Origin of the sequence: Buttiauxella sp. WJP83 (assembly GCF_027594725.1) — a bacterium.
GTDB lineage: Bacteria > Pseudomonadota > Gammaproteobacteria > Enterobacterales > Enterobacteriaceae > Buttiauxella > Buttiauxella selenatireducens.
On sequence record NZ_CP110080.1, the window covers coordinates 3,787,305 to 3,804,227 of the forward strand.

Sequence of the window (16,923 nt, forward strand, 5' to 3'; positions counted from 1 at the left end):
TTTCACGTATTCACGCTATCACGCGTAGCCGTAGCTCATCAGACGATGATAACGACGAGCCAGCAGCTCTTCGGTATTCAGCACGTCCAAATCAGCCAAATCAGCCAGCAGTTGCGCTTTCAGTGATGCAGCCATCGCTTCCACATTACGGTGCGCACCGCCCAGTGGCTCAGGGATCACAGAATCGATAAGCTTCAGTTCTTTCAGGCGTGGAGCAATGATGCCCATCGCTTCTGCGGCAATAGGTGCTTTATCAGCACTTTTCCACAGAATTGACGCACAACCTTCCGGAGAGATAACGGAATAGGTACTGTACTGCAGCATATTCACTTTATCGCCCACACCAATCGCCAACGCACCACCAGAACCACCTTCACCAATTACGGTACAAATGACCGGCACTTTCAGGCCAGACATTTCGCGTAAGTTGCGAGCGATAGCCTCTGATTGGCCACGTTCTTCAGCACCCACGCCAGGATATGCTCCTGGGGTGTCGATGAAAGTAATGATTGGCATATTGAAACGCTCAGCCATTTCCATCAAACGCAGCGCTTTACGATAGCCTTCTGGTGCTGGCATACCGAAGTTACGGCGAATCTTCTCTTTGGTTTCACGGCCTTTCTGATGGCCAATGACCATCACAGGACGCCCCTCTAAACGCGCAATCCCGCCAACAATAGCTTTATCGTCAGCATACGCACGGTCACCCGCCAGCTCATCAAACTCATCGAAAGCCAGACGCAGATAATCAAGCGTATACGGGCGCTGCGGATGACGCGCCAGTTGAGCAATCTGCCATGCTCCTAAATCGGCGAAAATTTTACGTGTGAGTTCTACGCTTTTTTCACGTAGACGCTGCACTTCTTCGTCGAGATTAATATCTAACTTTTCGTCCTGACGGCTAACTGCAGTCAGGGAATCAATTTTCGCTTCCAGCTCTGCAATCGGCTGTTCAAAATCGAGGAAATTCAGACTCATAATATTCCTGTATTAGTCAAACTCCAGTTCCACCTGCTCCGGGCCTATCAGCGTGCGAAGCTCATTGAGCAAACGATCGCTTGGGGATACACGCCATGCTGCGCCAAAACGCAAACGCGCTCGTGCATCCGCTCTCTGATAGTAGAGATGTACTGGAATGGTCCCCGAACGATGGGGTTCCAGAGACTGACGGAGACGGTTCAAAAGCTGGTCATCAATTTGCCTGTCCGTCAGCGAGATAGCAAGCCCACGCGCATACTTTTCGCGGGCCTCGTCAATGTCCATTACTTCGCGAGCGGTCATTTTAAGGCCACCGCTGAAGTCATCAAAGCTGACCTGTCCGCTGACGATCAGGATACGGTCTTTTTCCAACAGATGTTGGTACTTTTCTAACGCATCTGTGAATAGCATCACTTCCAGACGACCAGAACGGTCATCCAGAGTACAGATGCCAATGCGATTGCCGCGCTTGGTCACCATCACCCGCGAAGCAATCACCAGACCCGCAGCCGTGGTCATTTTACCACGTTCTGTCGGGTGCATCTCTTTTAGGCGCATGCCACCGACATAACGCTCAATTTCTTTCAGGTACTGAGTAATCGGGTGGCCGGTAAGATACAAGCCCAACGTTTCACGTTCACCGTCCAGTACCACTTGCTCAGGCCACGGAATTACGCTGGCATAAGACTGTTCGACCTGCTCCGGCTCATCTGCCAGCACACCGAACATATCCACCTGGCCGATAGCCTCGGCTTTCGCGTGCTGATCTGCAGCTTTCAGCGCATCGGGCAGCGCATTCATCAGTGCTGCTCGGTGTGGCCCAAGGCGGTCAAACGCCCCGGACATCACTAATTTTTCCAGGATGCGTTTATTGAGTTTTTTAACGTCAGCACGCGCACAGAGGTCGAACAATTCGCGGAAATATCCGCCTTCGTTACGCGCCTCAATTATCGCTTCGATTGGACCTTCGCCAACACCTTTAATTGCGCCAATGCCATATACAATTTCCCCGTCGTCATTCACGTGGAAATGGTACAGCCCAGAGTTAATATCCGGTGGCAGTATTTTCAGGCCCATGCGCCAGCATTCATCCACCAGGCCAACAATTTTCTCGGTGTTGTCCATATCCGCAGTCATTACTGCGGCCATAAATTCTGCAGGATAGTGCGCTTTTAACCACAGAGTCTGGTATGAAACCAGCGCATAAGCTGCGGAGTGAGATTTGTTAAATCCATAACCGGCAAATTTCTCTACCAGGTCAAAGATTTTAATGGCCAGTTCACCATCAACGCCACGAGACTTCGCGCCATCTTCAAAACCACCACGTTGCTTCGCCATTTCGACCGGGTTCTTTTTACCCATCGCACGACGCAACATATCCGCGCCGCCTAGCGAATAACCCGCCAGCACCTGCGCAATCTGCATAACCTGTTCCTGGTACAGGATGATGCCGTAGGTCGGCTCCAGCACAGGTTTCAGGCTTTCATGCTGCCATTGAATATCCGGATAAGAGATCGCTTCTCGCCCATGCTTACGGTCGATAAAGTTATCTACCATGCCTGATTGCAACGGGCCGGGACGGAACAGTGCCACCAGAGCGATCATATCTTCGAAGCAGTCCGGCTGCAGACGCTTAATCAGATCTTTCATGCCGCGGGATTCAAGCTGGAAGACCGCGGTGGTTTCCGAGCGTTGCAACATGTCGAAGCTTTTCTTGTCGTCGAGCGGGATAGCGGCGATATCAATCGGCTCTAAACCCTGTTTTGCCCGACGTGGGTTAATCATCTTCAACGCCCAGTCGATGATCGTCAGCGTACGCAAACCGAGGAAGTCGAACTTCACCAGGCCGGCATATTCCACATCGTTTTTATCAAACTGGGTGACCGGGTTTTGCCCCTGATCGTCACAATAAAGTGGCGCAAAATCGGTAATTTTTGTGGGTGCAATGACCACACCACCGGCGTGTTTGCCGGCGTTACGCGTCACACCTTCAAGTTTGCGCGCCATGTCGATCAGCGCTTTAACTTCTTCGTCAGCCTCATAAATTTCAGGAAGCTGCGGCTCGGCCTCGAAGGCTTTAGCAAGCGTCATCCCTGGATCTGGCGGGATGAGCTTGGAAATACGATCGACAAAACCGTAAGGATGCCCCAGTACACGACCCACATCGCGGATAACCGCTTTTGCCGCCATTGTACCGAAGGTGATGATCTGTGATACCGCTTCACGCCCGTACATTTCTGCCACGTGATCGATAACCCAGTCACGTTTTTCCATACAGAAGTCGATATCGAAGTCAGGCATCGAAACACGTTCCGGGTTAAGGAAGCGTTCGAAAAGCAGATCAAACTCCAGAGGATCGAGATCGGTAATTTTCAGTGCGTAAGCGACCAGTGAACCCGCACCAGAACCACGACCCGGCCCAACCGGCACGCCGTTATCTTTCGACCACTGGATAAATTCCATTACGATAAGGAAGTAGCCAGGGAACCCCATCTGGTTGATAACTTTAAGTTCGATTTCCAGACGTTCGTCATAAGGCGGTCTTTTTGCGGCGCGTTCTTCAGGATCCTTGAATAAGAATTCCAGACGATCTTCTAACCCTTCCCTGGATTTCATCACCAGGAAATCTTCTGTCGACATTTCACCAGTTGGGAATTGTGGCAGGAAGTACTCGCCGAGGCGTACCGTGACATTACAACGCTTGGCGATTTCTACACTGTTTTCCAGCGCTTCCGGGATATCTGAAAACAGCTCACACATCTCTTCTTCAGTGCGCAAATATTGCTGCGAAGAGTAATTGCGTGGGCGTTTTGGGTCATCAAGTGTAAAGCCATCATGAATCGCGACGCGGATTTCGTGGGCATCAAAGTCTGTGGCTTCGATAAATCTGACATCGTTGGTCGCCACCACCGGCAAACCCCGTTCATCAGCAAGAGCCACAGCAGCATGCAAATAGCTTTCTTCATCGGGGCGACCGGTACGAATCAGCTCCAGATAGAAGCGATCGGCAAAATACTGCTGGTAAAATTCCAGGCACTGATCAAGCTGTGCCGTATTTCCACGCAACAAGTTTTTGCCAATATCCCCCATACGCCCACCAGAGAGCAGGATCAGCCCTTCGTTGAGTTCGGCAAGCCAGCTTCGGTCAACAATCGGGCCCGCAGCGCCATACCCACGCTGGTAGGCTTTTGAAATTAGCAGGGTAAGATTTTGATAACCGACATTATCGCTGGCGAGAACGGTTAGATGGCTGAACTCATCACCTAACAATTCATTGGCTACGTTAAAATCAGCCCCGATGATCGGCTTGAGCCCTGCACCATGGGCAGCACCATAGAATTTCACCAACCCGCAAAGGTTCGTAAAATCGGTGATAGCAATGGCTGGCATCCCCATCGCCGCGGCTTTCTTCACCAGCGGAGCGGTTTTTGCCAGGCCATCAACCATAGAGTAGTCGCTGTGCACCCGGAGGTGTACGAAACGTGGTTCAGCCATTTCTCATTCCGTTTAGATGTGTAACGTACGTCCGCAAATCAGGACGCCAGTCCGAGAGCGCGTTTGACCGGAGCAAAACTACGACGATGATGTTCAGTAGCACCATGCTCTGCCAACTTTTCCAGATGAAAAGCGGTAGGGTAACCCTTGTGTTGGGCAAATCCGTATTGCGGATAACAGAGATCGAGCTCTGTCATTTCACGATCGCGCGTCACTTTGGCAATTATTGACGCCGCGCTAATTTCTGCAACCCGGCTGTCGCCTTTAACTACCGCCAGTGAAGGCATCGGTAGCGCCGGGCAGCGGTTGCCATCAATCAGCACATATTCAGGCACAACCGCAAGGCCCGCAACGGCACGCTGCATCGCTAACATGGTGGCATGCAGTATGTTTAATTGATCAATCTCTTCCGGCTCAGCACGGCCAAGACTCCAGGCCAGCGCTTTTTCTGTAATTTCGTCATACAGAGCCAGACGGCGTTTTTCTGATAATTTTTTAGAATCAGCCAGGCCGACAATGGGATTGAGAGGATCAAGAATCACCGCAGCAGTGACAACCGCGCCAACTAAAGGGCCACGGCCCACTTCATCAACACCCGCAACCAGATGCGTATGAGGGTAAATAAATTCAATCATTGTGCGAGCTCCAGCACTGCATCTGCTGCCTGTTCATCGGCATTACAACGAATCTGCAGATGCAGTTCACGGAAGGTATCGTGCATTTGGTGGCCGTCTTCAAGTAACGGAGCCAGTGCCTGCGCAAGCGCGTCGGGTTCACACTCTTCCTGCAATAGCTCTTTCACCAGTTCGCGACCGGCGAGCAAATTAGGCAGTGAAACGTAATCGGTTTTGACCAGACGCTTCGCCAACCAGAAGGTGAATGGCTTCATGCGATATCCGACGACCATCGGACATTTTGCCAGCATGCACTCAAGTGCCGCGGTGCCTGATGCTAGCAATGCGGCATCACTTGCGATCATGGCTTCGCGCCCTTGCCCATTCAGCAAGTGCATAGTCAGATCGGGAGCCACTTCTGCTTTGATACGTTCAAACTGTTCGCGGCGCTTAGCGTTCACCAGCGGCACAACAATTTCCAGACCAGGAAAACGTTCGCGCAGCATAAGTGCGGTTTTGAGGAAATCAGCACTGAGCATTTCAACTTCTGCACTGCGACTACCCGGAAGTAACGCCAGGCATTTAGCATCAGGGGAAATACCTAACGTCGCGCGTGCGGCATTTTTATCGGGATCGAGTGCCATGGCATCAGCCATGGTATGACCGATAAAGCGGCACGGGACGTTAAACTTATCGTAAAACGCTTTTTCGAAAGGCAGAAATGCGAGCACTAAATCCGTTGCTCTGCCGATTTTGAAAACACGTTTTTGGCGCCACGCCCAAACGGAGGGACTGACGTAATGAATGGTGCGAATACCTTGTTTTTTGAGATTGCCTTCCAGAGTGATGTTAAAGTCCGGCGCATCAATACCGACAAAAACATCAGGCCGCAATTCAGTAAAACGGCGCGTCAGATCGGCACGAATATGGAGTAATCGACGCAGGCGCCCGAGTACTTCAACAATACCCATCACAGCCAGTTCTTCCATCTCATACCAGGCTTCGCAGCCTTCGGCTTGCATCAATGGACCCGCGACACCCACAAAGCGGGCATCAGGAACCCGAGCCTTTAAAGCTCGAATCAGACCTGCACCAAGAATATCGCCGGAAGTTTCTCCGGCGACCAGGGCAATCGTAAGCGGACGACCAGGTTTCATTTAGCGAATCAGACCACGCGTTGAACGAGCAAAGAATTCAACAAATGCGTTCACTTCTGGATGTTGCTCGGCAATTTGAGCAATTTCAGGCTTAGCTTCTTCGAAGGTTTTCCCGCTGCGGTAGAGAATTTTATACGCGTTACGAACCGCGTGGATTGCTTCTCTACTGAAACCACGGCGTTTGAGCCCTTCGATATTCACGCCAAACGGCGTCGCGTGGTTGCCCTGCGCAATAACATATGGTGGAACATCTTGTGCCACACCGGAACAGCCACCTACCATCACGTGCGCACCAATAATACAGAACTGGTGAACCGCGGTCATGCCGCCGATTATTGCGAAATCATCAACGGAAACATGGCCAGCAAGTGTTGCGTTATTTGCGAGGATACAGCGATTACCAACTGTGCAATCATGCGCCACATGGGCGTTAATCATCAGTAAGTTATCACTGCCCACCTTCGTCAAACCACCGCCCTGTTCTGTTCCACGATGGATGGTGACGCTTTCGCGAATGCGGTTGCGGTCGCCAATCTCCACACGAGTCGGTTCACCAGCATATTTAAGATCCTGGTTAACTTCACCAATGGATGCGAACTGATAAATCTCGTTATCACGGCCAATAGTCGTATGACCATTTACCACAACATGAGATTTCAGAACGGTACCGTCACCTATCTCAACATGCGGACCAACAATACAAAACGGACCAATATGGACGTTAGCACCAATGACGGCACCGTCTTCCACAATGGCGGATGGATGAATAAAGGCGGATTTATCAATCACGTATTAACTCTCCCGGCTGCGGGCACACATCATCGTTGCTTCGCAGACAATTTTACCGTCAACAGTTGCCACGCCTTTGAAGCGCGTCAGACCACGGCGGGTTTTCTCGAAAGTAACTTCCATGACCATCTGGTCACCAGGCACAACTGGGCGTTTGAAGCGTGCTTCATCGATACCAGCAAAGTAATAAAGCTCACCAGGTTCCAGTTTGCCTACGCTTTTAAACGCAAGAATACCGGTGGCTTGCGCCATCGCTTCAAGAATCAAAACACCTGGGAAAATCGGTTTACCAGGGAAGTGGCCCTGGAAAAACGGCTCGTTTACTGAGACATTTTTTACTGCACGTAAAAAACGGCCTTCTTCAAAATCCAGCACGCGGTCTACCAGTAAGAACGGGTAACGGTGCGGCAGAAGTTCTAAAATCTCTTCGATGTGCAGAGTATGAGTGTCGGTAGTCAAGATACTCTTCCTGTCTAAATGTACCAAATGACAATAATAACACGGCCTGCGACTATCACAGGATAGCTAGCAGGCCGCAAATCAGTAAGCACTAACGCGTCTTGGGCGGGTGACTTTTAGTCTTGTTGATTGATTTTTTTCTCAACGGATTTCAAGCGTTTGCTGATCTCGTCAATATTCATCACCAACGCGGCTGTTTTGCGCCACACTTTGTTCGGCTGTAATGGAATACCCGAGGAATATACCCCTGGTTCTGTGATAGGGCGCATAACCATGCCCATTCCAGTCACGGTGACTTTATCGCAGATTTCCATATGACCATTGATAACACTGGCACCGCCAATCATGCAGTAACGGCCAATTTTCAGGCTGCCTGCCATGATCACACCGCCAGCAACAGCAGTATTGTCGCCAATCACAACGTTATGTGCAATCTGGCATTGATTATCAATGATAACACCATTGCCAATAATCGTGTCGTCCAATGCACCACGGTCAATTGTTGTACATGCACCAATTTCAACACGATCGCCAATGATCACTCGGCCAAGCTGAGGGATCTTCACCCAGTTTCCGCGATCGTTAGCGTAGCCAAAACCATCAGAACCAATGACGGTACCGGACTGAACCAGGCACTGTTCACCCATCTGAATTTCGTGGTAAATCGACACATTTGCCCACAAGCGAGTGCCCGCACCAATGCTGGTGTTTTTACCCACGAAGCAGCCAGGGCCAATCACGACGTTATCACCCAGCACTACGCCAGATTCGATAACCGCGTTAGCGCCTATCGCGACGTTATTACCCAACGTCGCAGTCGCATCAACAACCGCGCTTGGCGCGATGTTTTGTGCAGGTTGCGGCGTTGAATCAAGAATTTGCGCCATGCGAGCATAAGTCAGGTAGGGATTCTTCACTACCAAGGCTGCGCTATGTGCGAAAGGAAGATCGGCTTCAGTCATAACGACGGCAGAAGCCTGGCAAACAGCCAATTGCTCACGATAACGAGGGTTAACCATGAACGTAATTTGGCCAGCCTGGGCCGTTTGCATAGATGCAACGCCGGTGATGACGAGTTCGCCATCACCGTGCAATTCTGCATCCAACTGCTGGGCTAAATCAGCCAGTCGAATTGAAGACATTACTTATTTAACCTGTTTCAGTACGTCTGCAGTGATGTCTTTAACGCTGCTGCCTGCATATGCAACAGTGTTAGTGTCCAACACTACGTCGTAACCTTTGTCGTCAGCAACTTTCTTCACTGCGCTTTGAATGCGAGTAACCAGTTTGCCACGTTCTTCGTTAGAACGACGTTGACGATCCTGCTCGAAAGCTTGTGCTTTGGTCTGGAACTGTTGGCGTTGAGCCATCAGGTCTTTTTCCGCTTTGCTACGATCAGCAGCTTTCATGGTAGAACCATCACGTTGCAACTTCTGCATTTTGGACTGCAAATCGCCTTCCATATTTTGCAATTCGCTTGCGCGGCCTTTGAACTCATTTTCCAGAGTTTTGGACACACCGGTAGTTTGTGCAACCTGTTGGAACAGATTACCCATGTTTACAACAGCGATGCTGTCAGCTGCCTGAACACTAGCTGATGCAGCCATAGCGATGCCAAGACCTGCAGCAAATAACCACTTTTTCACAATAAACTCCTTACCATCCCGTATGTGTCCTGAGACACTCTTTTTGCGTGCGCCAGTTCTGCATTTTGCGAACTGGCATCAACGCGACACTGCTTATCCGCATTCCTTTGCGCAAAACAATTACCAGGTTTTACCAATGTTAAACTGGAACTGTTCCGCTTTATCACCTTCATATTTCTTGAACGGTTGGGCATAAGAGAAGACCAACGGCCCTAACGGTGACATCCATTGCAATGCAATACCTGCTGACATACGAATGTTGCTTGGGTCACTATAATCAGGGATCCCATCCGCACCATATTTCTCATTGTCCCAATTTGTATCCCAAACGGTACCCATGTCCATGAACAGCGATGTACGAACTGAGTTCGCGTACTTCTCGCTCAGGAATGGCGTTGGCGTGATAAGTTCTAAACTTGCCACCGCCATTGCGTTACCACCGACTGCATCGTCGGATGAGCAAACCCCACCAGCCTGGTCACAGTTATCATTTCCTGGGCCACCAATATAGACCGCTTTCGGACCAATGTTGTTGGACTGGAAGCCACGCACCGTACTGGAACCACCGGCATAGAAGTTTTCATAGAACGGCATTTCTTTGCCGCTCAAACCATCTCCGTAACCAATACGAGTACGACCTAACATAACCCAGGTATGATCATCATCAATTGGGAAGTAGCTTGCCGTATCCAGCGTCACTTTGTAGAACTCGTTGTCAGAGCCTGGTACGGTTACTTTACCGTTAAGGTTTACACGCGAGCCTTCGGTTGGGAAGTAACCACGGTCAAGTTTGTTATATGTCCAACCGTAGTTTACCGTGAAGTCATCTGCCGCGAAGCCATTGTCAGTCGACGTTGTACCCGTTGTTTGACCCATGGAGTCCAGATAACGCCACATCGCAACCTGCGGTTGCATGTTGGACAGGTCGTTATGCACATAACCCATACCCAAACGCAACGTGTTGTTTTCATTAACCGGGAAGCCAAGGGTTCCGTCTACACCGTAACTTTTGTTGGTGTAGTCGGAAAGATCCGCGTCATCTGCTTTAAAGTCGTTATAGAAGACACGACCGCCAAGGCTCACACCGTCAACTGTAAAGTATGGATCGGTTAACGACAATTCAGCATATGTCTGATAATCGTTTTTGGTACCGTTGATACCAACAGAGTAACCCGTCCCTAACCAGTTATCCTGCTGGACACCAACCTGGAAGCTGATACCACTTTCAGTACCGTAACCAATACCGAAGTTGAAGCTACCGGTATTACGCTCTTTAACTTTGTACACCACATCAACCTGATCAGGGCTACCTGAAACACGCTGCGTGTCGACATCGACGGTTTCGAAGTATCCAAGACGATTCAGACGATCTTTGCCTGAGTCGACCAAGTCACTTCCCAGCCAGGTTCCTTCCATTTGGCGCATTTCGCGACGCAGGACAGAATCTTTACTGGTGTCGTTGCCTTCAAAGCGAATTTTACGTACGTAGTAACGGTTTCCGGAATCAACGTTTACATGCAGTTTAACTGTCTTATCTGCATCATTGATTTCTGGCTGCGTTTGCACACGCGGATAAGCGTAACCATAGCGACCCAACAATTTCTTGATGTCGTCTTCCATTTTGGTCACTTTAGTGCCGTTATACAGCTCGCCCGGCTTGAGTTTAGTCAGCGTCTCAATTTCCGCTGAGTGTCCAGCCAGGTTACCACTTACCGTCACACCAGCAATCTTGTACTGCTCGCCTTCGGTCACGTTGATGGTAACGTAAATGCTTTTCTTATCAGGCGTCAGGCTGACCTGTGTAGAATCGATATTAAAGCGCGCGTAACCACGATCAAGGTAGTAACTGCGCAAAGTTTCGAGGTCACCGGCAAGCTTCTGCTTCTGATATTTACGATCGCCCACCACGTTCCACCACGGCACTTCATCACGCAGTTGGAAATGCGAAATCAGTTCGTCAGTCGTAAACGCATGGTTGCCTACGATGTTGATTTGCTGAATTTTGGCCGAAACGCCTTCCTGAAATACCAGTTTCAGGTCAACACGGTTACGCGGAAGTGGCGTAACAACGGCTTTCACGCTGGCACTGTACTTACCAACGCTGTAATAGAAATCTTCCAGCCCTTTTTCGATATCAGCCAGAGTTGTTCTGTCCAGTGATTCGCCAACACGCACGCCAGAAGCCTCGAGGTTCTGTTTAAGCATGTCGTCCTTCACGGACTTGTTACCAGAGAAAGTAATACTTGCGATTGTCGGGCGTTCTTTCACCTGAACAACCAACGTTTCACCATCACGCAGTACCCGAACATCTTCGAAGTTCCCGGTAGCGAAAAGTGAACGGATAGTATTACTGATATCCTCGTCAGAGACGGTGTCGCCTACACGAACCGGCATGCTGAGGAGGGCCGCACCGACGGCGACTCGCTGCAGGCCTTCGAAATGAATGTCCTTCACCACGAACCCGTCTGCACCGTATACGGTGGCGCTGCTAAACAGCAGCGACGCTATGAGCAACTTTTTCATCGCCATCGTTGTTATGCGTTCTTCCTAACCTACTCTCTAAAACCGAGAGAAATCATTGAAAAGTGCAAGCCCCATCAACAGCACCAGCAATATAGAGCCAATGCGGTAACTAAAGTCTTGAACTCGCTCGGAAACCGGCCCACCCTTCAGCTTTTCAATCGCCAAAAAGAGCAGATGCCCCCCGTCCAGGACGGGTAACGGAAACAGGTTGATAATCCCCAGATTGACGCTAATTAACGCCAGGAACATCAGATAGTAAATCAACCCAGATTCCGCTGACATACCTGCACCTTGAGCTATGGAAATTGGCCCACTGAGGTTATTCAGCTTGATGTCACCGGTTATTAATTTCCCCAGCATGTTGACCGTAAGCTTCATCAGTTGCCAGGTTTTATCCGTGGCTTCCGCAACAGCAGCAAACGGCCCATACTGGCGTACTGTCTTATACTCATCCGGTAGCGGGATAACCTTTGGTACTACACCCGCAAACCCTTCAGCCTTTGCTTTACCCGGTTTTGTATCCGGTATCAGCGTTAAAGACAAGAGCGCCCCATGTCTTTCTATTTCTAGCTCCAGTGGGTGACCTGGATTGTCACGCACCTGACTAACAAATTCTGTCCACTGAGTGAGAGCCGCACCGCTGACTTTAACGATCCTGTCTCCAGCTTGCAAACCCGCTTTGCTCGCTGCGGAATCTGGCTGCACTTCTTGTAATACCGTTTCAATTTGTGGACGACGAGGCCCGATGCCCAAGGACGAAATCGGATCCTGCTTTTCTGGTTCAAACTGCCAGTGGCGCAAATTCAGCGTTTTCTCAGTACGTAGATTTGACCCCAGAGGAGCCAATGTCACCTTCGCGCTGTCATTACCAATTTTCGCCATCAGCTCGAGTTGAACTGATTCCCAATCAGGCGTTTCGATGCCGTCAATCGCTTTAAGTTCCATTCCTGGTGCAATTTGTGCTTCTGCCGCTATCGAGTTGGGCATTACTTCACCAACAACCGGCCGAACACCAGGGACACCGATAATAAATACCAGCCAGTAGGCAAACACAGCGAAGATAAAGTTGGCAATCGGACCGGCCGCAATAATTGCGGCTCGTTGAGAAACGGTTTTGTTATTAAAAGCATGATGGCGTAGTTCCGGACTCACCGGCTCAACACGTTCATCCAGCATTTTAACGTAGCCGCCCAGAGGAATCAGGGCAATGACGAATTCGGTGCCGTGACGATCGGTACGACGCCAGAGCGCTTTACCAAAACCAATGGAAAAGCGCTCAACTTTGACACCACAGCGGCGAGCAACCCAAAAATGGCCGAACTCATGCACGGTAATTAATACACCCAGTGCAACGATAAATGCAGCCAAATTCCAGAGTAAGCTCAGCATATAACCTTCCGTTAAATCGTCCTGAATACCAGCAATAACAGACAGGCAAAGACCGGTACTGCTGCTGTGAGGCTATCAATGCGGTCAAGGATACCACCATGACCGGGGATCAAGTGACCGCTATCTTTAATCCCTGCTTCACGCTTGAACATGCTTTCAGTTAAATCGCCCAGCACTGAAGCCAGCGCAGCGACGACCGAACAGGTCAACAGGATAGCCGGAGCCACTTCCAGATTCGCCCACATGCCAAACAGCAAGGAGATAATCGCAGAAGTGAACAATCCACCAAAGAAACCCTGCCATGTTTTGCCCGGTGAGACTTTCGGAGCCAGTTTATGTTTACCAAACATTTTGCCAAACATATACGCACCGGAATCCGCACCCCAGACCAGAACCATCACATACAACAACCAAATTGAGCCGGTGTAATGGTTGATATCGTAATGCCAGTTACGCAGTACAATCATGCCCCAGAAAAACGGCACGATCGTCAACACACCAAATACCAGACGCAGTATTTTTGAATTACGCCAGAGTGATGCAGAGCCTGGATAGAACAACACCAGTAGCAATGCAGCAAACCACCAGGCAAGTGATGCCCAAAGTGAGGCCTCAATCAGCGGTATGTGAACCGTACGCTGGTATTCAGGCAATGCAAACAACATCAGAGCCAATAGCAGACCGCACAGCACAGCAAGCCATACACGTTGTGAACGCGCTTTAAAGCCTGCCAGTTGTCCCCATTCCCAAGCGGCGAGCATACAGACCACCAGGGTGGTAATAGCAAATCCTACAGGTGGGAGCCAAAATAACGCGGCGATAACCACCGGGATTAAAATAAACGCAGAAAGCAGACGATACTTCAGCAAAGGTGACCCCCAACAGGCTTACTCACCACCAGGTGCCGTGCCGCCAAAACGACGCTCTCGATTTGCAAAAGCATGTAGTGCACCTTCAAAGTCTTGTTCATCGAAATCAGGCCAAAGAACATCTGTGAAATAAAGTTCTGCATAGGCAATCTGCCAAATCAGAAAGTTACTGATACGATGCTCTCCCCCTGTCCTAATTACTAAATCTACGGGAGCCAGTTCATTCATGCAGATTTGCTGACTTAGCATCTCTTCATCAATCTGGTCTGGACGCAATAAGCCTTCTTGTACCTGCTCAGCAAGATGCCGAACTCCCTGAATAATATCCCAACGTCCACCATAATTCGCGGCGATATTGAGAGTCAAACCGGTATTGGTACTGGTGAGAGCTTCGGCTTTGTTAATACGTTCTTGCAGGCGAGCATTGAATCGACTGGTATCACCAATAATTCGTAGACGGACATTGTGACGATGTAAACTTTTGACTTCACTGTCTAAAGCCCACACAAATAATTCCATCAACGCGCTGACTTCTTGAGCCGGGCGATTCCAGTTTTCACTACTGAAGGCATAAAGTGTAAGCGCATCAATACCGTTATTTGCTGCAAAACTTACAGCTCGGCGTACAGATTTCGCACCCGCTTTATGACCAGAAATCCTCATCTTCCCCTGTCGTTTAGCCCAGCGTCCGTTACCGTCCATAATGATGGCAACATGACGAGCGCCATGGTCAGATTGTGATTCGCTTAATTGTTGGTTTGCAGACAACATAAGACGTAATTATTCCCAGATAAGGACTAAGCGGTACTCAGAATGATTTCAGCTTCTACATAAAAAAGCCGTGCTATAACACGGCTTACCTATCGTTCAGTCAGAAATTTTCGACCAAAAGATGGCGCAGACTATATCACTGAAGCACAAAGCTAACAAATGGAGGTACATCGGCTGAATAAATAATCATCGGGACGCGATACGTGTCACCAGATTTCGAGCAACATCGCGCGCTTTCGCATCCACAGCAATCACATCGTCAACACTCTTTGGCTCCGTCAAATCAACACTTTCCAATACGGCTCTGTTCAGGGAGGCAATCTCTGTGAATCGCAGTTGTTCGCGTAAGAAGGCTTCAACAACCACTTCATTTGCCGCATTCAGCACGGTGGTTGCGGCCTGCCCCTGCTCAAATGCATCCATCGCTAATTTCAGACACGGATAGCGATCATAGTCTGGTTCCATAAACGTGAAAGTGCCAATTTTACAAAAATCGAGCGGCTCAACACCTGATACGACTCGCTGTGGAAACGCCATTGCATGTGCGATTGGCGTCCGCATGTCTGGGGCGCCTAACTGTGCCAGTACGCTCCCATCACGATAGCGAACCATCGAATGGATAACCGATTGCGGATGTATCAGGACTTCCATTTGCTTCGCTGAAGCATTGAATAGCCAGCGAGCTTCAATATATTCGAGACCTTTATTCATCATAGTGGCTGAATCGACAGAGATTTTACGCCCCATCGACCAATTCGGATGGCTGCATGCCTGGTCTGGCGTCATCGCTGCCAAATCACCTAATGCGGTCTCACGAAAAGGGCCACCTGACCCAGTAAGGATAATGGACGAAACGCCATTACTCTCAAGTTCAGCGTACCCAAGATTCTGTTGGATGGGTTCTGGTAAACTCTGAAAAATCGCGTTGTGTTCACTGTCGATAGGCAGCAACTGAGCGTGACTTCGCTGGACGGCATCCATAAAAAGACGCCCACAGGTGACTAATGACTCTTTGTTTGCCAGTAGTACCTGCTTACCCGCAGCAATTGCAGCAAGTGTAGGCAACAGCCCTGCAGCCCCCACAATCGCAGCCATAACCTGATTAACTTCATCCAACGCCGCCATTTCACAAGCTGCTTGCTGTCCTGCCAGGACTTCGGTGCGACTCCCCTGCTCTTTCAGCAGACGACGCAATTCCCCGGCAGACACTTCGTCATCCATCACTGCCCAACGAGGCTTGAACTCCAGGCACTGCTCAGCCATTCGTGCGACATTTTTCCCGGCAACCAATGCCGTGACGGAAAACTTATCAGGATTATGACGAACAACGCTAAGGGTACTGGTACCGATAGATCCGGTAGAGCCAAGAATGGTCAGTTGCTTCATAAGACGCTCTGGAATTTTAGTATGAATAATCAGATAAAAAGTTTAACGAGTATAAAAGCAAAACGCCGTAGACAATAACCGCGACGATAGCCACAGCCTGTTTACGGCGTTTGATCCGTCATCTCAACGGATTAGAACTGCATCAACTCAGCTTCTTTCTCAGCCAGGGCAGCATCTACTTTCTTGATAGCAGCATCAGTCATTTTCTGAACGTCATCCTGGGAGCGACGATCGTCATCTTCACTGATTTCTTTATCTTTCAGCAGGTTTTTAACTTTGTCGTTAGCGTCACGACGAACGTTACGAACCGCAACACGTGCGCCTTCAGCTTCGCCGCGTACAATTTTGATCAAGTCTTTACGACGTTCTTCGGTCAGCGCAGGCAGCGGAACACGAATATCAGTGCCTGCAGAGCTTGGGTTCAGACCCAGGTCAGAAGTCATAATCGCTTTCTCAACGGCCTGGCTCAAAGAACGGTCAAACACGTTGATTTTCAGAGTGCGTGAATCTTCAACCGTGACACTTGCCAGCTGGCGCAGTGGGGTTGGCGTTCCGTAATATTCCACAATGATCCCGTCCAGCAGGGACGGAGAGGCGCGGCCAGTACGGATTTTACTGATTTGGGTTTTGAATGCTTCTACGCATTTTTCCATACGCACTTCGGCATCTTTTCTGATATCGCTAATCACGTTACGAATCCTTGAAAACTGGTTTAGGGCAGACCACACTTCACGCCGCGATGCAGACGCTGCGAGCTAAGTATAGCCCTGTTTATTCATGGCGCCCGTTGGGGTTGCCTGTTACTCAAACTGTTCAGAGTATTTGAAACTGAATATTACCCTGATTA

Annotated in this window: 14 protein-coding genes; all 14 read right to left on the bottom strand. The window is 49.7% G+C overall.

The annotated features are described in order from the left end of the window. Positions 1–18: 18 nt before the first annotated feature. The 14 genes from accA to frr all read right to left on the bottom strand — a co-directional run bounded on the left by accA (position 19) and on the right by frr (position 16,765). Positions 19–978 (bottom strand): acetyl-CoA carboxylase carboxyl transferase subunit alpha, encoded by a 960-nt coding sequence (gene accA, locus OH773_RS17565; protein ID WP_183272844.1) that lies wholly within the window; start codon positions 976–978, stop codon positions 19–21. Between the two features lie 12 nt (positions 979–990). Then, positions 991–4,473 (bottom strand): DNA polymerase III subunit alpha, encoded by a 3,483-nt coding sequence (gene dnaE / locus OH773_RS17570; protein WP_270140465.1) that lies wholly within the window; start codon positions 4,471–4,473, stop codon positions 991–993. 38 nt (positions 4,474–4,511) lie between these two features. Continuing rightward, the gene (gene rnhB, locus OH773_RS17575; protein ID WP_270140467.1) at positions 4,512–5,108 is read right to left on the bottom strand and encodes a ribonuclease HII; all 597 of its coding nucleotides are present in this window, start codon (positions 5,106–5,108) and stop codon (positions 4,512–4,514) included. After that, entirely contained in the window at positions 5,105–6,244 is a 1,140-nt protein-coding gene (lpxB, locus tag OH773_RS17580) for a lipid-A-disaccharide synthase (protein WP_270140469.1), read from the bottom strand. Before lpxB ends, rnhB begins: the two co-directional genes overlap by 4 nt. Beyond that, complete coding sequence (lpxA, locus tag OH773_RS17585) at positions 6,245–7,033, bottom strand: acyl-ACP--UDP-N-acetylglucosamine O-acyltransferase (protein WP_183272840.1); 789 nt, start codon at positions 7,031–7,033, stop codon at positions 6,245–6,247. It abuts the gene before it with no gap. A 3-nt stretch (positions 7,034–7,036) separates the two neighbouring features. Further along, a complete protein-coding gene (gene fabZ / locus OH773_RS17590; protein WP_121264562.1) occupies positions 7,037–7,492 on the bottom strand; it encodes a 3-hydroxyacyl-ACP dehydratase FabZ in 456 nt (151 codons plus the stop codon). Between the two features lie 116 nt (positions 7,493–7,608). Beyond that, positions 7,609–8,634: a UDP-3-O-(3-hydroxymyristoyl)glucosamine N-acyltransferase gene (lpxD, locus tag OH773_RS17595; protein ID WP_270140474.1), complete on the bottom strand. Its 1,026-nt coding sequence runs from the start codon at positions 8,632–8,634 to the stop codon at positions 7,609–7,611. A 3-nt stretch (positions 8,635–8,637) separates the two neighbouring features. After that, entirely contained in the window at positions 8,638–9,138 is a 501-nt protein-coding gene (skp, locus tag OH773_RS17600; RefSeq protein ID WP_270140476.1) for a molecular chaperone Skp, read from the bottom strand. Positions 9,139–9,258: 120 nt separating this feature from the next. After that, positions 9,259–11,667, bottom strand: a complete 2,409-nt coding sequence (bamA, locus tag OH773_RS17605) for an outer membrane protein assembly factor BamA (RefSeq protein WP_183272837.1) — start codon at positions 11,665–11,667, stop codon at positions 9,259–9,261. Between the two features lie 30 nt (positions 11,668–11,697). Next, positions 11,698–13,050 carry a sigma E protease regulator RseP gene (gene rseP, locus OH773_RS17610; RefSeq protein ID WP_270140479.1) on the bottom strand — a complete coding sequence of 451 codons (1,353 nt, stop codon included), beginning with the start codon at positions 13,048–13,050 and terminating at the stop codon, positions 11,698–11,700. 11 nt (positions 13,051–13,061) lie between these two features. Then, complete coding sequence (cdsA, locus tag OH773_RS17615; RefSeq protein ID WP_270140481.1) at positions 13,062–13,919, bottom strand: phosphatidate cytidylyltransferase; 858 nt, start codon at positions 13,917–13,919, stop codon at positions 13,062–13,064. 18 nt (positions 13,920–13,937) lie between these two features. Beyond that, the gene (ispU, locus tag OH773_RS17620; RefSeq protein WP_183272834.1) at positions 13,938–14,690 is read right to left on the bottom strand and encodes a (2E,6E)-farnesyl-diphosphate-specific ditrans,polycis-undecaprenyl-diphosphate synthase; all 753 of its coding nucleotides are present in this window, start codon (positions 14,688–14,690) and stop codon (positions 13,938–13,940) included. Positions 14,691–14,876: 186 nt separating this feature from the next. Beyond that, complete coding sequence (gene ispC / locus OH773_RS17625) at positions 14,877–16,076, bottom strand: 1-deoxy-D-xylulose-5-phosphate reductoisomerase (protein ID WP_270140485.1); 1,200 nt, start codon at positions 16,074–16,076, stop codon at positions 14,877–14,879. Positions 16,077–16,207: 131 nt separating this feature from the next. Continuing rightward, complete coding sequence (frr, locus tag OH773_RS17630; protein ID WP_183272832.1) at positions 16,208–16,765, bottom strand: ribosome recycling factor; 558 nt, start codon at positions 16,763–16,765, stop codon at positions 16,208–16,210. Positions 16,766–16,923 lie beyond the last annotated feature (158 nt).